Below are 19,562 nucleotides of genomic sequence, written 5' to 3'. Positions count from 1 at the left end.
CACACGACGCCCCACTCTCTGGAGATCACATGACGAACATCCTCTGGTTCACGCAGATCGGCATGGCCGACGTCGCCCAGGTCGGAGGCAAGAACGCCTCCCTCGGCGAGATGGTCTCGAACCTCTCCGGAGCCGGGGTGAGCGTGCCCGGCGGCTTCGCGACCACGGCCGACGCCTACCGGGACTTCCTCGCCGAGGGAGGACTCTACGAACGCATCCGATCCACCGTGGAAGCGCTCGACGTCACGGATGTCGCCGAACTCGCGCGGGTCGGCGCCACCGTCCGCGAGTGGATCGAGCAGCAGCCGCTCCCGGCCGCCTTCGAGCAGGACATCCGTGCGGCCTACGCCACGCTCGTCGACTCCGATCCCGAGCCCGCGTCGGTCTCCTGGGCCGTGCGATCCAGTGCCACCGCGGAGGACCTGCCGGATGCCTCCTTCGCCGGCCAGCAGGAGACGTTCCTCAACATCAGCGGCATCGACAACATCCTCGCCGCGATCCGCAGCGTGTTCGCGTCGCTCTACAACGACCGGGCGATCGCCTACCGGGTGCATCACGGATTCGACCACCACGACGTGGCGCTGTCGGCGGGGATCCAGCGCATGGTCCGCTCCGATGTCGGGGCCTCCGGCGTGCTCTTCACGGTCGACACCGAATCCGGATTCGATCGTGCGGTGTTCATCACCAGCTCCTACGGTCTGGGCGAGGCAGTCGTGCAGGGGGCGGTGAACCCCGATGAGTTCTACGCGTACAAGCCCGCCCTGCGAGAGGGACGGCCGGCGATCCTCAAGCGTTCGGTCGGCGAGAAGGCCGTGAAGATGGTCTACGCCGACGGCACGCACGCGGGCGGCAGCACCGTCTTCACCGATGTCCCCGCCGCCGAGCGCGTCCGCTTCAGCATCACCGATGCCGAGGTGGAAGAACTCGGACGGCAGGCCCTGGTCATCGAGGAGCACTACGGGCGCCCGATGGACATCGAGTGGGGCAAGGACGGCATCGACGGACGGCTGTACATCCTCCAGGCCCGCCCGGAGACGGTGGTCTCCCGCGCCGACGGCAAGGAGATGCGGCGGTTCGTGCTCGAGGAGTCGGGCACGGTGATCACCGTCGGTCGCGCGATCGGGCAGAAGATCGGAGCCGGACCGGTGCGGGTCATGACCTCGCTCGCGCAGATGGACGCTTTTCAGCCCGGGGACGTGCTGGTCGCCGACATGACGGATCCCGACTGGGAGCCGATCATGAAGCTCGCCTCCGCCATCGTCACGAACCGCGGTGGTCGTACCTGTCACGCCGCGATCATCGCGCGCGAGCTGGGCATCCCCGCCGTCGTGGGCACGGGTGACGCGACCACCGTTCTGAGCGACGGGCAGCGGGTCACGGTGTCGTGCGCCGAGGGGGACAACGGCTTCGTCTACGAGGGCATGCTCGGGTTCGAGGAGATCATCACGCGTCTCGACGCGATGCCCGAGAGCCCGACGAAGATCATGCTCAACGTCGGCACTCCCGATCAGGCGTTCGCCTTCGCGAAACTGCCCAACCGCGGCGTCGGGCTCGCGCGACTCGAGTTCGTCATCAACCGGCAGATCGGCATCCACCCGCGCGCGCTCCTGGACCATGAATCGCTGCCGACGTCCCTGCGTGCCGACATCTCCGAGCGCATCGCGGCCTACGCGTCTCCTCGGGAGTACTTCGTGCGTCGCGTCGCGGAAGGGGTGTCGATGATCGCCGCGGCATTCGCGCCGGAACCCGTCATCGTGCGGCTGAGCGACTTCAAGTCCAACGAGTACGCCAACCTCATCGGCGGGGAGCTCTACGAGCCGCAGGAGGAGAATCCGATGCTCGGCTACCGCGGCGCCTCCCGCTACATCTCTCCGGACTTCCGAGCGTGCTTCGACATGGAGTGCGAGGCGCTGCGGTTCGTGCGGGACGAGATGGGTCTCACCAACGTCGAGATCATGGTCCCGTTCGTGCGCACCCTCGGTGAAGCGGCGGCCGTGACGGAACTGCTGAGCGAGAACGGCCTGCGACGGGGCGAGAACGGACTGCGCGTGATCATGATGTGCGAGCTCCCCTCGAACGCCGTGCTCGCCGAGGAGTTCCTCGAGTACTTCGACGGCTTCTCGATCGGCTCGAACGACATGACCCAGCTCACGCTCGGACTCGACCGCGACTCCGGATTGGTGGCCTCGACCTTCGATGAACGCGACCCGGCCGTGCTGCGGATGCTCTCGATGGCCATCAAGGCGTGCCGCCGTGCGGAGAAGTACGTCGGAATCTGCGGTCAGGGCCCGAGTGACCATCCCGATCTCGCCGAGTGGCTGGTCTCGCAGGGGATCGAGTCGATGTCGCTCAACCCCGACACCGTCGTGGAGACCTGGCTGCGGCTCGCCGCGCAGACCGTGCCGGTTCCCTGACCGCGCCGGGGCGTCCGTGTCGGTCGACACGAGTAGTCTCAGGTCATGGGAACCCTCGAGTACAACAGCTCTCGTCCTCCGATCGAGGTCGATGACGAGACGCTGGCGCATCTGAAGATCGTCATCGGGACGAAGCTTCGCCGTCATGAGAGCTTCATGATGACCTGGTTGCCGGAGGAGAAGAACCCGGCCGGCCGGCTCACGATCTGGATGCACCCCAGCATCCCTCTGAGCCTCGCGTTCGACCACGCGGAGATGCCGGCGATCGACTCGAAGCGGATCGAACGCATGATGGAGAACCTGAACGCCCGGGGCGAGCTCGTCCTCGATCAGCTCGGCTAGGGAACGCGGCGGAAGGGGGCTCCCGGAAGCAGGTCTGCGAGACCTTCGCTCCCCGCTGCGGTGAGACGCACGGCGCGGGGGTTGGAGGGAACGCGCTCGATCCAGGCGTTCTCCGTGAACGTCGCGAGCAGCATGTCCGCGGCCAGCCCCGCGAGGTGCTCGCGTCGTTCCGTCCAATCGAGGCACGGGCGGGTGAGAGCGCGCCTCGGATTCGTCGGCAGTTCGATCCCGAGGGACGCCACCCAGGTCCGTCCGGCCGGGGTGAGTGAGAAATCGGACTCGATGTAGCCTGTCGCGCGCATGCCGTCAGCGAGTGCGACACCGAGCTTGCCCGCGAGATGGCGGTAGCAGGTACGAGCCTCCTTGATGGCGCGGTCACGGTGCTGGGCGTCGAGCGACGGCGTGGCGGGCCGGACACGACCGGAGAATGCGGCGAGTGCCTCGACCAGGTCAGCGGCTCGGGTGTCGGCGAGTCTGAGGTAGCGGTGTCGTCCCTGGCGCACTTCTTCGACGAGACCGGCATCGAGCAGTCTGTCGGCATGCTCGCTCGCGGATGACCGAGCGATGTCGGCGGCCCTGGACAGTTCCGTGAGCGTCCATGCTCTTCCATCGAGCAGGAGCAACAGCATCGACGCGCGAGCCTCGTTGGCGAAGACGGCGGCCGTCGCCGCCAACTCCGGGCTGCTCGTCCCCTCCATGTCGAGGATTTTATCGCCCGCACCGTTCGGTCCAGCCCGAACGTTTCGAGCCACAGACTTGCCCTCATGAACTCGACTCTGGCGATCGAACCCTCCGTGTTCTACTTCGGCACCCCTGTGGCCCTGCTCACCACGGCGAAGGCCGGCGACGAAACCGCGAACATCACGCCCATCTCGTCCGCATGGGCATTGGGCGACACTTACGTCCTGGGACTGAGCAACGGGGGCAAGGCGATGCGCAATCTCCGCGACAACGGCGAACTCGTGATCAACCTTCCCGACGCTCGGTTGTGCGAGTCGGTCGAGAGGATCGCCGACACCACGGGGGTTGCGGACGTCCCGGCACCCAAGCGGGACAAATACCGATTCGAGCCGGACAAGTGGACGCTCGGCGGGTTCACTCCACGGCCGAGTGGGATCGTCGGGCCGCCGCGGATCGCCGAGTGCCCCGTGCAGATGGAGGCTCGTGTCACGAACCTGACGCCGCTGGATGAGGAAGGCGACGCCACCATCGTCCATGCGAAAGTCCTGCGCACACACGTGCATCAGGCGCTGGCGGTGCCGGGGACCTCCTACGTCGACGTCGATGCCTGGAAGCCGATGTACTACACGTTCCGGCACTACTTCGCGCAGGGCGAGCGGGTCGGGGTCAACTTCCGCGCGGAGCGGTGAGCCGTTCGGCTCGGGTTCCCAGACGGGTGGGGATCAGCGGCGGACGCGGGCGCGCGTCTTCGCGACGCTGGCGAGGGTCGCGCGCAACGGAGTGCCCAGGTACAACCCGAGGGAGGCTCCGGAGGCGAGACCGATGCCGATCACCGCAGCATCGATGAGCGAACCTCCGGCGTACAGCATCCCGGTCGAGGTACCGGCCGCGTGCACCATCTCGAGCAGACCCTGGAACACGGCCACACCGGGGACGAGGGGAACGATCGCCGCGGTCGTCACCGCGACGGACGGCACGTGCAGGTTGCGGGCGATCAGCATGCCGAGGAAACTCGCCAGCAGTGCGCCGACCGCGCTCGCCGCCGCGGGATGCAGGTTCAGGGCGATGGATGCCGAATACCCCGCGAGCGTGACGGCACTGAGCAGTGCGCTCACCAGGATGATCCGGATCCCGGCGCCGTTGAACACGGCGACCGCGATGGCGACGATGATCGCACCGGCGAACTGGTTCAGCAGCGGGCCGAACGGCGCGGGGTCGTCGGGGAGGTCCATCGTGAAGCCCAGGACACTGCCCAGCTCGAGGCCCACGAGGATCCCGATCACGACCCCGAGCGTCTGCATCGTGAGGTCGAGGATGCGTCCGCCGGCGGTGAGCGCGAACCCGTCGATCGCGTCCTGCGCCGCCCCGACCACGGTGAGTCCGGCGAGCATCAGCACGATACCCGAGGCCACGATGATGGACGGGCGGATGCCGACGAAGGGTTCGACCCCCGCGGCGCCGAGAGCCGACACGACGACCGCCACCCCGGTCGTCACGAAGCCACCGGCGATCTGGCTGAAGAACAACGGGACCCGGATCCTGGCGAGAGCCGCCTGGGTCAGCGCCGCGCAGAGCGCCGCGACGAAGGTGAGGGCGACGATGATCGGGGAGGCGCCGAGCATGATGCTCACCCCGACGGCGAGCAGAGCCCGCGCGACGATGACCACCGGCTGCTGATAGCGGAAGGGCACCCGTCGGATCGCCCGGAAGGTCGCGCGCGCGGATTCGAGGTCGAGTCCGTCGTCGATGTCCGCCACCAGGGCCTGCACCCGCTGGAGCTTCGCATGGTCCGGAGCCGTCACCCGCACCACGCGGACCAGCGTCTCCGGCCAGACCTCGCCGCTCAGGTGGAACGACACCGTGATCGAGTTGTAGGTGACGTCGACCTGGACGCCCTTCATCCCATAGGCGTCGCACACGCGGATGATCGCGAGCGTCACCTCGTGCGCGGAGGCCCCGACCGCGAACATCGACTCGCCGATACGGGTCGCAAGGTCCAGCACCCGCGGTACCGTGCGTTCGTCGATGACGGGCATCGCCTCGGTGGCCGCGACGGCCGAGGGATCGGTGTGCAGCAGGCGGCGCACCGACGTGAGCAGCGGCCGGCGGGATCTCGCGGACATGTCTCCATTCTCCCGTCCGGGAGGCGATCCGTCACGGGCGCGCCGCGATCGGACCGCCCGCCCGTCAGGGAGCAGGGGTGATGTCGATCGTGGCGGAGGTCTCGACGTCGTCGCAGGCCGACCCCACCCAGAGTCGGATGCTCCCCGGCTCCACGCGGCGCACGCCGTCCAGGCCGGTGAAGGCGAGGCGCTCGGTGGGGACCGCGAACTCGATGACCTGTTCCGCACCCGGTGCCAGGGACACCCGGCGGAAGTCGACCAGCTGCGCGACGGGGCGGGCCACGCTTGCGACCTCGTCGTGCGCGTAGAGCTGCACGACGTCGGTGCCCTCGCGGGAGCCCACGTTGCGCACGCGCACGGTGACCTGGAACGTCTGCCCCGCGGTCACGGTCTCGTCCGCCGTCAGCTCCCGGTGCTCGAACGTCGTGTAGGCGAGCCCGAATCCGAAGGGACGCACGGGCGTCGGATCGACGCTCGTCACATCGGTGCGTCCTCCGAGGGCAGCGTGCAGGTAAGAGTACGGCTGCGCGCCGGCGGATCTCGGGAGGGACACCGGCAGGCGACCGGACGGGGACACGCGTCCGCTCAGCACGGCGGCGATCGCCGCGCCTCCTTCCTCCCCGGGGAAGAACCCGTGCAGGACGGCGGCCGGCAGGGGAGGCTGCTCCGTCGGCGATGTCCGGCCGGCCGGCGCGGGGGAATTGACCGACCCGAGACCCGCGTTCGTCCCGGCAGCGGTCGCCCGTGGCGGGAGCGCCCAGCCCAGGGCATAGGGGCGGCCGGTGAGAGCGACGACCACCACCGGGGTGCCGGTGGAGACGATCGACTCGACGAGCGCGCGCTGCACGCCGGGGAGGTCGAGGGAGTCGACGTCGTTGCCCTCGCCGACCGTGCCGCGTCCGAACAGCCCGGCACGGTCGCCGATCACGACGATCGCGACGTCGGCCTCGGTGGCCTGCGCGATCGCCGAGGGGAAACCGCTGCGGTCCTCGCCGTCGACCACGCAGCCGACGGTGTGGGTGATCGTCGCCGAGGGGAGCTCCGCCCGGAGCGCGTCGAGCACGCTCGGCAGCGCGATGCCGGCGGGTACGTCGGGGTGGTGGGCGAGCACGTGGTTGACGAAGGAGTAGCACCCCATCAACGCCTCGGCGCTGTCGGCATTCGGTCCGATGACCGCGATACGCGGCGACGCGGACGGGTCGAGCGGGAGGATGTCGTCATTGCTCAGGAGGACGAGCGACTCCTCGGCCAGACGGCGGGCGAGTCCACGATGCTCGGGCGAATCCAGGTCGACCTCGCGCGGCGGATCGGTGAAGTCCGCGTCCAGCAAGCCCAGCTCCTCCTTCTGCGTGAGCACGCGCCCGACGGCCCGATCCAGGATGCTCTCCGGCAGAGACCCGTCGCGCACCTGTGCGGCGAGCGTCGTGTACGCGTCGGGGGAAGGCAGCTCCACATCGATTCCCGCGGTGAGCGCGAGCGCGGCCGCCTGGGCGGAGTCGGCGGCGACATGATGCATGGTGCGCAGGAAATCGACGGCGAAGTAGTCGGACACCACGACTCCGTCGAACCCCCAGCGTTCGCGCAGCACCTCATCGAGGTAGTACGGATCCGCGGCGACCGGCACGCCGTCGATATCGCTGTAGGAGTTCATGACGCTGCGCACACCGCCTTCCCGTACCGCCATCTCGAACGGCGGAAGGAGCACGTCCTCCACCTCGCGACGACCGGCGGACACCGGAGCGTGGTTGCGGCCGGCGCGAGAGGCGGAGTACCCCACGAAGTGCTTGAGCGTGGCGTGCACACCTTCCGCCTGCATGCCGCGCACATAGGCGGTTCCGACGGTTCCGACCAGCAGCGGGTCCTCGGCGATGCACTCGTCGACGCGTCCCCACCGCGGGTCGCGGATCACATCCAGCACCGGCGCGAGACCCTGATGGATCCCGAGGGTACGCATCGACGATCCGATCGCTCGCCCGACCTGTTCGACCAGATCCGGGTCGAAGGACGCTCCCCACGCGAGCGGCGTCGGGAAGGTCGCGGCCTTCCACGCGGCGAGCCCGGTCAGGCACTCCTCGTGCACGAGAGCGGGGATCCCCAGCCGGGTCTCCCGCTGCAGCCGCGCCTGCTCGCCCCACAACCAGCTCGCGCGCTCGATAGGCTCGACGGGGCGCGTGCCGTAGACGCGGGTCAGGTGACCGATCCCGTGAGCCGTCGCCTCCTCGTAGCGGGTGGACGTCCGCTTCTCGCCGGCCATCGGGGCGACGAGTTCGTTGCCCTGGTCGACCCAGAAGCCGACGAGTTGTGCCTGCTTCTCCTCCAGCGTCATCTGGTCCAGGAGGCTCGCCACGCGTGCGGAGAGCTGAGGGCGGGGGGTGGGGGAGAGCACATCCATCTCTTTCTGTGGAACTTCGGTCGACATCGTCAACCCTTGACGGCGCCGGTCAGTCCGCCCACGATCCGGCGCTCGAACAAGCTGAAGAAGATCAGGGCGGGGATCATCGACAGCGAGGTGAATGCCAGCACCTTCGCGGTGTCGACGGAGTACTGGGAGGCGAACGACTGCACGCCGAGGGGGAGCGTGAACGAGGCCGCATCGTTGAGGATGAACAACGGGAGGAGGTACCCGTTCCAGCTGCCGATGAACGCGAGGATGCCGGTGGTGATCACGCCGGGGATCGACAGCGGCAGCACCATGCGCCAGAAGAAGCCGATCCTGCTGCATCCGTCGATGAACGCGGCTTCCTGGATCTCGTCGGGGATCGCCCGGAGGAACGGCACCAGGATGATGATCGTCGTCGGCAGGGCGAAGGCGATCTGCGGCAGGATGACCCCACCGAGGGAGTTCATCAGGCCGAGGTTCCGCACCACGATGTACAGCGGCGTGATGGCCACGGTCAGCGGGAACATGAGGCCGGCGGCGAAGAACGCGTAGAGCACTCCGCGTCCGGCGAACCGATAGCGGGCGAGCACGTAGGCCGCCATCAGCCCCAGGGCGACCACGCCGATGGTGGTGGCGAGGGCGACGATGGTCGAGTTGAGCACCTGGCGCCAGAAGATGCCGCCCGTGATCACGTCGAGGTAGTTCTGGATGAGCCACGGACTCGGCAGCCCTGACGGGTCGGTCGTGATCTGGGCGTTCGTGCGGAAACCGCCGATGATGATGTACGCGATCGGAGCGAGCATCAATCCGACGACGATCAGTGCGACGAAGTAGACGGTCGGGTTGGCCCACGGCAGCCGCGCGCGCGGGGCGCGCCCCGGCCGCTGGGTGACGAGTAGCGAGGTGGCGGTCATCGCGTCGTCCTCTTCTTCCGTGCAGGGGCGCCGGTCAGGGCGCCGTCGGTGTCGCGTCGTAGCACCGCGCGCTGGTAGACGAGCGCCACGACGAGCGAGATCAGGAACAGCACGACCGCGACGGCGTTGCCGTACCCGAAGTTGCCGGCGTTGCGTCCTTCGGAGACCATGTAGGTCGCCATCGTCGAGGTCCCGGCGGTGGAGGCGATGTACTGCCCCCAGATGATGTAGACCAGGTCGAACAGCTGCAGCGAGCCGATGATCGACAGGAATGCCCAGATGCGCAGCGTCGGAGCCAGCAGGGGCAGCGTGATGCGCCACTGGATCTGCCAGTACGAGGCGCCGTCGATCGCGGCGGCTTCGTGCAGCTCCTCGGGAATGCCCTGGAGCCCGGCGAGGAACAGGATCACCGCGAATCCGACGTACTTCCAGGTGATGATCACCATCAGCGTCCAGATCGCGATGTCCGGATTCGAGAGCCAGTCGTTCGCGAGGAATCCGAGGCCCATCTTCTCCAGCAGGTCGTTGAACGCACCGCTGGTCTGCAGCATCAGGCTCCATCCCGTTCCCACGACGACCTCGGAGATCACGTAGGGGATGAAGATGAGGACGCGGATCAGCGACTGACCGCGCATCCGCCGGTTGAGCAGGAGGGCGAGCAGGATCGCCGCCGGCCCCTGGAAGACGAGCGAGAAGACCAGGATGAACCCGTTGTGCGCGAGCGCGTCGTGGAACAGCGGATCCTGCAGGATCGTGAGGTAGTTCTTGAGCCCGACGAAGTCGGTCGGAGGGCCGTAGCCCTGCCAGCTGAAGAACCCGTAGTAGCCCGCCATCAGCACCGGGAAGATGACGAAGGCGAGGAAGACGAGGAGGGCCGGCCCGGCCAGAAGGATCACTTCCAGCCGGGCGGAGACCCTATGCCTTTGCTGCGGCATCCTGGACGGCCTTGACGATGTCCTCCGGGGTTCCCTGACCGGCGAGCATGTTGACGACGGCGACGTTGAGGGCGTTGCCGACGTTCTGTCCGTAGACGGTATCCAGCCACTGCGTGGCGTACGGTGCGGCGTTGTAGGCCTCGAGGATGGCCTGCAGGTACGGCTCGGTCACGGCCTCCTGCGCGACGGTGTTCACCGGCGGAGCGTTGAACGCCTTGTAGTAGGCGGTCTGCACCTCGGAGGTGCCCAGGTAGTTGAGGAAGTCGACGCAGGCATCCGGCGCATCGACCGAGCACGAGTACCCGTCGACGCCACCCATCATCGAGCCCGGCTCGCCTTCGCCGCCCTCCACCTCGGGGAAGGGGAACCACGAGAGGTCGGGAAGCGGCTTCTGGTCGGGCGTCAGGGAGCCGATCACGCCCGGGTTCCAAGCGCCCATGAGCTCCATGGCCGCCTTGTGGTTGGCGATCAGTCCGGCCGAGCTGGCGGCGCCCTGCTGCGCGGTCGTGGTCAGGAAGCCGGAGTTGAACGGTTCGGTGGCTGCGAAGGCCTGCAGGTCTTCACCGGCGCGCACCCAGCAGTCGTCGTCGAAGTTCATCTCATCGGCAGCCTGGGCGAGCGTGTCCGAGCTGCATTCGCGCAGGGCCAGCCAGTAGTACCAGTGCGCTGCGGGCCAGGCATCCTTCGCGCCGAGGGCGACGGGATCGATCCCCGCACTCTTGAGCTTCTCGGTCGCGGCCTCGAGCTCGTCGAGCGTGGTCGGGTTCTCGGCGATGCCCGCCTCGTCGAACAGGTCCTGGCTGTAGAAGAGTCCTCCGGGGAGGACGGCCACGGGAAGGGCGTAGATCTTGCCGTCGAGGCTGCTCGCCGAGTAGGCGGCATCGGAGATCTCCTCCGCAGCGGCACCCGTGATCGAGTCGGTCAGGTCCTTGAGCTGTCCTGCTTTGACCATCGCGGCCATCTTGCCGCCGCCGCGCTGCAGGAAGATGTCGGGGGCATCGCCGGAGTTCAGAGCGGTCTGGAGCTTGCCGTCGAGATCCTCGTTCTGGATCGACTGGATGTCGATGGTGACGCCGGGATTCGCCTCTTCAAAGTCGGCGACGGTCTGCTCCCAGAATTCCACCCCCGGTCCCGTCGTGGAGTTGTGCCAGAGGGTCATCGCCGAGTCTCCGCCGTCGTCGGTCGAGCCGGCCGTGCACCCGCTGAGCGCGAGAGCTCCGACCGTGGCGATCGTGGCGAGGGACACGAGGGAGCGCCGTGTGCTGTTCATGTGATCGTTCTCCTCATCGAGAGTTGCGCCGCGCGTCTCTGCGGGCGCCGCGGTGGCAGGAGGTGCGACCGCGTCGCGTTGCAGTCTGCTGTCGTCGAGAACTTTCGTCAAACGTTTTCGAAAACAGTTTCCATGGCGGGCGCGCAGCCGGATACGCTGGGCGATCATGAGCGGGAGAACGACGATCCACGATGTCGCGAAGGCGGCGGGCGTCTCGGTGTCGACGGTGTCGAAAGCCGTCAACGGACGCTACGGGATCGCGGATGAGACGGTCCGACGTGTGCTCGACGTCGTGCAGGAGCTCGGCTACGAATCGAGCCTGGTGGCCAGCAGCATGCGCGCCAGACGCACCGGCGTGATCGGGGTGCTCCTCGCCGACTTCGAGCCGTTCAGTGCCGAGATCCTCAAGGGCGTCGGCGCAGCGGTGCACGGCACCGGTTTCGATCTGCTCGCGTACAGCGGGTCGCGGCACGGACAGGGCGAGGGGTGGGAGCGCCGATCACTCAGCCGCCTCTCCGGAACGCTCATCGATGCCGCGATCATGGTCACGCCCACCGTCGTGGGGGCCTCGGCCGAGATTCCCGTGGTCGCGATCGACCCGCACACGGGCCGGGCCGACCTGCCGACGGTCGAGTCGGACAGCTTCGGCGGGGCTCTCACCGCGACCCGCCACCTCCTCGAGCTCGGCCATCGCCGGATCAGCTTCCTGGGCGGTCGTCCCGACCTCCGCTCCGCGGGACTGCGTGACGCCGGCTATCGGCGTGCGCTCGCCGACGCCGGCATCCCGGTGGATCCCGACCTGATCCGCGCGGGGCGCTACGAGCTGGAGACGACGCGGGATTCGGCGAGGATCCTCCTGGCGGGTCCGGAGAGGCCGACGGCTGTGTTCGCCGCGAACGACCTCTCCGCCATCGCCGTGATCGAGGTCGCGCACGAGCTCGGGCTCCGGGTGCCGCAGGACCTCTCGGTGGTCGGGTTCGACGATGTGCCGGAGGCCACCCGACGAGCCCTGCCGCTCACCACCATCCAGCAGCCGATGCGTCGCCTCGGGGCGGTGGCCGCGGAGATGGTCTTCGCGCTGCTCGCCGGCGAGCCCATCGAGGAGATGAACGTGACCCTGCCGACGAGGCTGGTCGTGCGGGCGACCACGGCGGCGATCGCCCGCACGTAGGCCGGGGTCAGGCGCGAGCGACCTCGAGCTGGATGACCGACCAGGACAGCGGGGGCAGGGTCGCGCGCACCGCACCGTCCACGACCTCGACCGCACCCAGCGGCACCATGTGGACGCTGTCGGGAGCCGTCTCGAGGTTCGACGTGTGGCGGTCGCCGCCCTCGGGGATCGTGAGGGTCTCGGCCTCCACCACGCGCAGGTCGCCGAGCCCGTGCAGGTCGATCGTCAGGTCGCTGGATTCGTCCAGCGAGCGGTTCGCGACGAACACGGCCACCCGACCGGTCGCCTCGTCCCATGTGGCGGCGGCGTCCACCGCGTCGACGCCGCCGTAGCGCTTCGTCTCGATCTGCGCCGCCGAGACGGCGAGTCGGAGGATGCGGCCCTTCGCGAGACGCGCCATGCGCTCGAAAGGCCAGAAGCTCGTCTGGCGCCAGGCCGCTCCGCCCTCTTCAGATCGGATCGGTGCGATCACGTTCACGAGCTGCGCCTGGTTGGCGATCTTCACACGGTCGCCGTGCCGCAGCAGGCTGTTGAGCAGCGTCCCGACGACGACGGCATCCGTCACGTTGTAGGTGTCCTCGATCAGCCGAGGGTGCTGCCTCCACCCGGCCTTCTCGATCTCCTTCGCCTCGACGTCGTTGTACTTCACCTGATCCCACACGTTCCACTCGTCGAACGAGATGTCGATCTGCTTCGTGTGCTTGCCCGCGGCCTTCACCGCGTCCACCGTCGCGATGACGCCCTCGATGAAGGCGTCCATGTCGGTGGATTCGGCGAGGAACGACTCGGCGTCTCCGTCGTGCTCCTGGTAGTAGGCGTGCATCGAGACGAAGTCGACCTCGTCGTAGGCGTGCGAGAGCACCGTGTGCTCCCAGGTGCCGAACGTCGGCATCGAGCGGCCGGACGACCCGACCGCGACGAGCTCGATGGAAGGATCGACCAGTCGCATCGCCTTGGCGGACTCCTGCGCGAGCCGCCCGTATTCGGCCGCGGTCTTGCCTCCGATCTGCCAGGGGCCGTCGAGCTCGTTGCCGAGGCACCACAGCCTGATGTCGAACGGCTGCTCGGCCCCGTTCCTGCGACGCAGATCCGACCAGTACGTGCCGCCGGGGTGGTTCGCGTACTCGACGAGGGCGCGGGCCTCCTCGACACCGCGGGTGCCGAGGTTCACGGCCTCCATGACCTCGACGTCGGCCTCTTTCGCCCAGGCCATGAACTCGTGCAGGCCGAACGCGTTCGTCTCGACGGTGTGCCAGGCGCCGTCGAGACGCACCGGCCGGTCCTCTGCGGGGCCGACACCGTCTTCCCAGCGGTATCCGGACACGAAGTTGCCGCCGGGGTAGCGGACCACGGTCGGTCCCATCTCCTTCACCAGAGCCAGGACGTCGCGGCGGAAGCCGCGCTCATCGGCCTGAGGATGACCGGGCTCGTAGATGCCGGTGTAGACGCAGCGACCCATGTGCTCGACGAACGAACCGAAGAGTCTCCGGGGGACGTCGGCGATCGTGAAGTCGCGGTCGATGGTGATGCGGGCCTGAGACATTGTTCTCCTCGGGTCTGGCTCTGCGGGTGGGGTGGTGCGGGAGGGCAGGGATCACTGACCGCCGAAGCCGCTGGTCGCGACTCCCTTGACGATCTGCTTCTGGAAGATGATGAAGACCACGATCAGGGGCAGCGCCGCGAGCACGGCTTGCGCCATGGCCTGTGCGTACTGCACGCCGTAGGCGCTGATCACGGTCTGCAGGCCGACCGGCAGCGTCATGAGCGTCGTGTCGTTGATGACCAGGAACGGCCAGAGGAAGTTGTTCCAGGCGCTGATGAACACGAAGATCGCCACCGACGCCATGATCGGACGGGACAGGGGGAGCACGATCGACCAGAAGATCCGGAACCGTCCGGCGCCGTCGACCCGTGCCGCATCTTCCAGCTCGATCGGGATGGCATCGAAGAACCGCTTCAGGATGAATACCATCGCGGGGGCCACGACCTGCGGCAGGATCAGCCCCGCGTAGGTGTCGACCAGGTTGAACGCGAGCATCTCGTAGAACAGCGGGATGATCAGCACCTGGGGCGGGACGACGATGGAGGCGATGATCGCCACGAACAACCACCTGCGGCCGGTGAAGTCCAGGCGGGAGAAGGCATAGGCCGCGAGTGCGGAGATGGCCAGCGTGATCACCGTGATCGCGACGGACGTGAGCAGGCTGTTGAGAGCCCACACGTAGACGTTGCCCTGCGAGAGGATCGCCGTGAACGCCTCGATCGTGGGTCCGCTGGCGCCGATCCAGCCCGGATCGCCGGAGGCGGCATCCGTCTCGGTCTTGAACGCGGTCGCGACCGCCCAGAGGAAGGGCAGCAGCCAGCCGACCGCGAGGAGCAGCAGCACGACGAAAGCGGCGATGCGGAGTGGGCCGAAGGGGTTCTGGCCGGGAAGACGCGGCCGCCGAGGACGACGGGACGATGCCGTCGTGATCGTCTCGGTGGCAGTGGGGACGACGGGGGATGCGGTGGCGGTGGACATCAGAGCTGCTCCTTCCGGCGGCGCGTGATCAGGGCCTGCGCGACGCCGAGGATGACGATGAGGGCGAAGAACACATAGGAGATGGCGGCCGAGTAGCCGAACCGGTAGCTGACGAAACCGGCCTCGTAGATGTACTGCACGATGGAGCGGGTGGTGTCGCTCGCGACCCCGCCGAGCATCTGATACGCCTGGTCGAACAGCTTGAGCGAGGCGAGGATCTGCAGGATCAGGATGAGGACGGTCGCCGGGCCGAGCTGGGGGAGTGTGATCGACCAGAACTGTCGCCAGGCACCGGCGCCGTCGAGGGAAGCGGCCTCGTACTGCTGCGGCGGGATGTTCTGCATCGCGGCGAGGTACAGCAGGAAGTTGAAGCCCACCGTCCACCACACGGTGGCGATCACGATCGACAGCATGTTCGTGTCGGGATTCTGCAGCCAGGCGAGCGGTTCGAGACCGAAGAACTCGAGGATGTTGTTGGCCGCGCCCACCTGGGGGTTGAAGATCCAGACCCAGATCTGCGAGATCACGGTCGAGGCGAGCAGGAACGGCATGAAGAACGAGAGGCGCCACAGCCATTGTCCCGGGATGCCGCGGTCGACGAGAGCCGCCATCGCGAGGGCGACCACGACGAGAGGCACCGTGGAGAGCAGCGTGAACCAGACGGTGTTGCCCATCGACTGCCACATCTTCGGGTCGCCGAACGCCTCCGCGTAGTTGGCGAAGCCGATGAACGCGCCGCCGGCCCCGGTGAGGGATTGGTCGGTGAAGCTGAGGATGATGCCGTGGATGATGGGCCAGACGAGGAACAGGACGAAGGCCACGAGGAACGGCGCGAGGAAGGCCCAGCTGATGAGCTGCTCGCGGTTGCGCGAGCCGGCGCGGCGACCCCGCGGGGTGGTGCGGGACCCGGTGACGATGGTGCGCGTGGAATCGGTGAGCGCGGTCATGATTCGAACGTCCCCTCGGGGTCTGCCGGGTTCGGCTGTCGGAGCAGGGTGTTGACCCGCGCCTCGAAGCGGTCGATCGCGGTCGCCGGGTCGTCGCCCGAGAGCAGTACACCCTGGACGGCCGCGCCGAACTCGGACTGGAAGTTCGAACCGGACCCGGTGAACCATGCGGTCGGGTCGTACACGACGTGCTGGGCCGCGTCGGCGTAGTTCGCCTGGGGGATCAGGTCCGCGTACTCCGGGGATTCGGTCACGGGGAGGAATGCGGGGATGTGCCCGGCCTCGGCCCACCCGAAGGAGTTCTTGAGCATGTCGGCCACGAACTCGTAGGTGAGATCGCGTCGGACCGGATCGGCGTGGGACTGATGCGGGAGCACGAACGAGTGGGAGTCGGCGTAGACCGCCGGTGTGCCGAACAGCGTGGGGATCATCGTCGCGTCGAACGGGATCCCGGCGGCCTGCATGGTGCGGAGTTCCCAGACCCCGGTGAACAGCATGCCGCTCTTGCCGGTGGCGAACTCGGCGATGGCGCTGCCGTAGTCGGCCTGTGCCAGGGCGATCTCCCCGTCGAGCAGGGTGCGCATCAGAGACAGTGATTCGACGGCGACGTCTTTGTCGATCGTCGCGGGCCCGCCCGGAGGGAGTTCCATGGCCGCGCCGTGCTGCGAGTAGAAGGTGTAGAACAGGCGCCACATCTGGGCGCCGTCGCCGAGGTAGCCGTAGGACAGCGCATGCCCCTCGGCAGAGCCCCCGATTGCGCGCAACTGGTCGAGGAACTCCTCGGGAGAAGACGTCTCTGCCAATGCCCCGTCGCTGTCCAGGACGCCTGCGGCATCACAGATGTCGGTGTTGAACATCATCACGAAGGGGTGGGCGTCGAGGGCGACGCTGTACATGTCCCTGCCCACGAAGCCCTTCTCCCAGATCGGAGCGGGGAAGGTCGAGCTGTCGACGCCGAGCTCGGCGAGGCGGTCGAGGTCCCAGGGGTCGAGGAGACCACCCGGGGCCCAGCCGACGGTGCGGGTCGCATGCATGATGGCGACATCGGGGGCGCGACCACCGGCACCCGCCATCGCGAGTTTCGTGTAGTACGGAGTGCCCCACGCGAGCACGGTCGGGCGGATGCGGAAGGCGCTCTGTGCACCGTTCACCTCATCCAACAGCTGCGACATGGTGACACCGTCGCCTCCGCTGAGCAGGTGCCAGAACTGCAGGGTCTGCGGGCCGGTGGCGGATGCCGCACCGGGAGCGCACCCGCTGAGCAGGGCCGCGCCGGCGGCGAGGGAGGTGGCAGCGAGGAACTGCCTTCTGGACAGATCGAGCGGGGGCGTCATCGTCACTCCTTCGTGACAGGGCGGGTGGACGACTCATCATTACATCGATGTAATCGGATGTGCAAGCATCGATCGCGCTCCGATGCCGGCGGAGGTCAGGGGCGGTAGCCGGCCGGGCGGCCCTCCGTGCTCGCGCGTTCCAGGAGGTGGTGCGAGAGGGTGAGTGCCCGCGGCGGAGCCGTGCGGTCGTCCATGCGGGACTCCAGAAGGCCGAGTGCCGCGATCGCGAACGCCTGTCGATCGAACGCTATCGAGGTCAGTGCCGGGGAGGTGAACCGCGAGAACTCGACATCGTCGAAGCCGGTCACGATGACGTCGTGCGGCACTCGGATGCCGTTGTCGTGCAGGGTATGCAGAGCCCCGAGCGCGAGCGAATCCGTGAATGCCACGATCGCGTCGAAGGGCACGCGGCGATCAAGCAGGACACGCACCGCCTCCGCGCCACCGGCCATCGACCAGGGCAGACGATTGATCTCGAGGGCAGTATCCCGGGCGATGCCCGCTTCGCGGAGCGCATCGTGCACGCCCTCGAGGCGCAGCCGGCTCGTGGCCGTCGCGATCGACGGATCGTCGTCGGCGCCGACCACCGCGACCCGTGTCGCGCCGCGGGCCAGCACATGCCGCGTCGCGTCGGCGGCAGCCTGTCGGCTGTCGATGCGCACATGGTCGGCACGGTTCTGCTCCACCTCGCCGATCACCACCAGCGGCGGAAGGCGGTCGGCGTACTTCAGCACGCTGTCCTCGAGGCGGATGGGGTTGAGGATGAGGCCGTCGACCAGGTGCGCGCGGGCGCGGGAGACCAACTCCTTCTCACGCTCGGGCTCTGATGCCGTCTCCTCGATCTGCACGGCGAGGCCTTTGCCGTGCGCAGCCTCGACGATGCGATGCACGAGCTCTGCCGAGAATGCGGTCGCGAGATCGGGGAGGGCGACGGCGATGATCCCGGAGCGCCCCTTGCGCAGTCCCCGCGCGCTGAGGTTGGGAACGAAGTCCAGCTGCGCCATCGCGGACTCGACCTTGGCCCGAGTGCTCTCATTGACGGGAACCGTGCCGGTCACGACGTTCGACACCGTCTTGGGGGAGACCCCGGCGAGGGCTGCGACGTCCTTCATGGTGGCGCGGGGCGGCGGCAGCGCTGTCATCCGGTCAGCCTAGCGCCGAGCCCGGCGGATGCGGAGTACATCGATGTAGTCGATCGGCGGGTGGCTATCATGGCGCAATGAGCAGCGAGCGCAACTGGGCAGGCAACCTGACGTACCGGGCCTCGGCGGTCGCGCACCCCGAGTCGGTCGACGAACTCGACGCCCTGCTCGCGCAGGGCGGGCCGGTGCGCGTGCTCGGCTCACGGCACTGCTTCAACGACATCGCCGACACCGAAGGCGTGCTCCTCGCGCTCGACCGTCTGCCCTCGGTGTTCGAGGTGAACGCCGACCGGACGGCCGTGCGGGTCTCCGGTGCCGCGCGCTACGGCGACATCGCGCCCCTGCTCGACGCGGAGGGACTCGCGCTCGCCAATCTGGCCTCACTCCCGCACATCTCCGTCGCCGGAGCGGTGGCCACTGGCACGCACGGTTCCGGCGACGCCATCGGTTCGCTCGCGAGCGCGGTCCGAGGCCTCACGATCCTCACGCCCTCCGGCGAGACCCGCAGGCTGGAGCGGGGGGACGCCGACTTCGACGGCGCGGTCGTGAGCCTCGGGGCTCTCGGTGCGGTCCTCGATGTGACGCTCGACGTCGAGCCGACATACGAGATCGCTCAGCACGTCTTCGAGCATCCGGACTGGGACGCGGTGCTCGCCGACTTCGACGAGGTCACCTCGATCGGCACCAGTGTGAGCCTGTTCTCGACGTGGGAGCGCACCGATGTGATCGACCAGATCTGGGTCAAGCAGCGTCTGCCCGAAGCGCGCGAGGCCGCCCGGGTGTCCCTGTTCGAACGGCTCGGAGCCGTCGCTGCCGTGAGCAAGCGGCATCCCATCCTGGGCGTCGACCCCATCGCCTGCACCGAACAGCTCGGGGTCGCCGGGCCGTGGTTCGAGCGGCTGCCGCATTTCCGCCTCGACTTCACCCCCTCGGCCGGCGCCGAGATCCAGAGCGAGTACCTCGTGCCGCGTGAGGATGCGGTGGCCGCGATCCAGGCCGTGCGGACCCTCGCGGGGCAGATCGCGCCCCTGCTGCTGGTGAACGAGATACGCACCGTGCGCGCAGACAGTCTGTGGCTCAGCCCGTCGTACGGGACGGATGCGGTCGGTCTCCACTTCACCTGGAAGCCGGATGAGGAGGCCGTGCGCGCTCTGCTGCCGACGATCGAGGCAGCGCTTCCCGCAACGGCACGTCCGCACTGGGGCAAGGTGTTCACCCTCGACGGCGCCGAGACGCGCTCGCGATACACGCGCGGAGACGACTTCGCCGCACTCGCCGCCCGCTACGACCCGGACCGCCGCCTGGTGAACCCCTACCTGGAGCGGCTCGGCCTCTAGTCCGCTCGCGTCCCGCCCCTGCGCGCTCCGGTCCGTCCGGTCCCCGCACGG

16 protein-coding genes are annotated in these 19,562 nt (G+C 68.2%); 5 read left to right on the top strand and 11 right to left on the bottom strand.

Going from position 1 to position 19,562, the window contains the following annotated elements; all coding sequences use genetic code 11:
- Positions 1–29: 29 nt before the first annotated feature.
- Together ppsA and FGL91_RS01805 are read left to right on the top strand one after the other, a co-directional pair.
- Entirely contained in the window at positions 30–2,414 is a 2,385-nt protein-coding gene (gene ppsA / locus FGL91_RS01810) for a phosphoenolpyruvate synthase (protein ID WP_153242902.1), read from the top strand.
- Between the two features lie 45 nt (positions 2,415–2,459).
- Complete coding sequence (locus FGL91_RS01805; protein ID WP_047524272.1) at positions 2,460–2,756, top strand: hypothetical protein; 297 nt, start codon at positions 2,460–2,462, stop codon at positions 2,754–2,756.
- On the opposite strand, the gene FGL91_RS01800 is transcribed toward FGL91_RS01805, so the two are convergent.
- The gene (locus tag FGL91_RS01800) at positions 2,753–3,454 is read right to left on the bottom strand and encodes an ArsR/SmtB family transcription factor (protein WP_153242901.1); all 702 of its coding nucleotides are present in this window, start codon (positions 3,452–3,454) and stop codon (positions 2,753–2,755) included. The two genes, FGL91_RS01805 and FGL91_RS01800, sit on opposite strands and share 4 nt — an antisense overlap.
- A gap of 66 nt (positions 3,455–3,520) precedes the next feature.
- On the opposite strand from FGL91_RS01800, the gene FGL91_RS01795 reads away from it, so the two are divergent.
- Positions 3,521–4,126, top strand: coding sequence for a flavin reductase family protein (locus FGL91_RS01795; RefSeq protein WP_131492284.1), 606 nt, complete (start codon positions 3,521–3,523; stop codon positions 4,124–4,126).
- 33 nt (positions 4,127–4,159) lie between these two features.
- Here FGL91_RS01795 and FGL91_RS01790 read toward each other — a convergent pair whose 3' ends face one another.
- The 5 genes from FGL91_RS01790 to FGL91_RS01770 all read right to left on the bottom strand — a co-directional run bounded on the left by FGL91_RS01790 (position 4,160) and on the right by FGL91_RS01770 (position 11,059).
- On the bottom strand, positions 4,160–5,560 hold the full coding sequence (locus tag FGL91_RS01790; protein ID WP_131492285.1) for a threonine/serine ThrE exporter family protein: 1,401 nt from the start codon (positions 5,558–5,560) through the stop codon (positions 4,160–4,162).
- A 64-nt stretch (positions 5,561–5,624) separates the two neighbouring features.
- The gene (locus tag FGL91_RS01785) at positions 5,625–7,952 is read right to left on the bottom strand and encodes a beta-glucosidase family protein (protein WP_153244643.1); all 2,328 of its coding nucleotides are present in this window, start codon (positions 7,950–7,952) and stop codon (positions 5,625–5,627) included.
- Positions 7,953–7,981: 29 nt separating this feature from the next.
- A complete protein-coding gene (locus FGL91_RS01780; protein WP_047524276.1) occupies positions 7,982–8,854 on the bottom strand; it encodes a carbohydrate ABC transporter permease in 873 nt (290 codons plus the stop codon).
- Positions 8,851–9,789 (bottom strand): carbohydrate ABC transporter permease, encoded by a 939-nt coding sequence (locus FGL91_RS01775; RefSeq protein ID WP_052193815.1) that lies wholly within the window; start codon positions 9,787–9,789, stop codon positions 8,851–8,853. The genes FGL91_RS01780 and FGL91_RS01775 overlap by 4 nt, the downstream gene beginning before the upstream one ends.
- On the bottom strand, positions 9,770–11,059 hold the full coding sequence (locus FGL91_RS01770; RefSeq protein WP_047524294.1) for an extracellular solute-binding protein: 1,290 nt from the start codon (positions 11,057–11,059) through the stop codon (positions 9,770–9,772). The genes FGL91_RS01775 and FGL91_RS01770 overlap by 20 nt, the downstream gene beginning before the upstream one ends.
- 166 nt (positions 11,060–11,225) lie before the next feature.
- Between FGL91_RS01770 and FGL91_RS01765 the strand changes: the two genes are divergently transcribed.
- A complete protein-coding gene (locus tag FGL91_RS01765; RefSeq protein WP_047524277.1) occupies positions 11,226–12,230 on the top strand; it encodes a LacI family DNA-binding transcriptional regulator in 1,005 nt (334 codons plus the stop codon).
- Positions 12,231–12,237: 7 nt separating this feature from the next.
- Here FGL91_RS01765 and FGL91_RS01760 read toward each other — a convergent pair whose 3' ends face one another.
- From FGL91_RS01760 to FGL91_RS01740, 5 genes are all read right to left on the bottom strand, one after another.
- Entirely contained in the window at positions 12,238–13,773 is a 1,536-nt protein-coding gene (locus FGL91_RS01760) for an alpha-N-arabinofuranosidase (protein ID WP_131492286.1), read from the bottom strand.
- 51 nt (positions 13,774–13,824) lie between these two features.
- Positions 13,825–14,751: a carbohydrate ABC transporter permease gene (locus tag FGL91_RS01755; protein ID WP_131492287.1), complete on the bottom strand. Its 927-nt coding sequence runs from the start codon at positions 14,749–14,751 to the stop codon at positions 13,825–13,827.
- Positions 14,751–15,698, bottom strand: a complete 948-nt coding sequence (locus tag FGL91_RS01750) for a carbohydrate ABC transporter permease (RefSeq protein WP_047524280.1) — start codon at positions 15,696–15,698, stop codon at positions 14,751–14,753. Before FGL91_RS01750 ends, FGL91_RS01755 begins: the two co-directional genes overlap by 1 nt.
- Positions 15,695–17,032 carry an extracellular solute-binding protein gene (locus FGL91_RS01745; protein ID WP_153242900.1) on the bottom strand — a complete coding sequence of 446 codons (1,338 nt, stop codon included), beginning with the start codon at positions 17,030–17,032 and terminating at the stop codon, positions 15,695–15,697. Before FGL91_RS01745 ends, FGL91_RS01750 begins: the two co-directional genes overlap by 4 nt.
- A gap of 95 nt (positions 17,033–17,127) precedes the next feature.
- Complete coding sequence (locus tag FGL91_RS01740) at positions 17,128–18,174, bottom strand: LacI family DNA-binding transcriptional regulator (RefSeq protein ID WP_047524282.1); 1,047 nt, start codon at positions 18,172–18,174, stop codon at positions 17,128–17,130.
- 77 nt (positions 18,175–18,251) lie between these two features.
- On the opposite strand from FGL91_RS01740, the gene FGL91_RS01735 reads away from it, so the two are divergent.
- The gene (locus FGL91_RS01735; protein WP_153242899.1) at positions 18,252–19,511 is read left to right on the top strand and encodes an FAD-binding protein; all 1,260 of its coding nucleotides are present in this window, start codon (positions 18,252–18,254) and stop codon (positions 19,509–19,511) included.
- Positions 19,512–19,562: the final 51 nt, after the last annotated feature.

It is taken from the genome of Microbacterium sp. CBA3102 (genome assembly GCF_007954505.1).
GTDB classification, from domain to species: Bacteria; Actinomycetota; Actinomycetes; order Actinomycetales; family Microbacteriaceae; genus Microbacterium; species Microbacterium aurugineum.
Note: the sequence above shows the minus strand (reverse complement) of the source record. Positions and strands in the feature narration are given on the sequence as shown.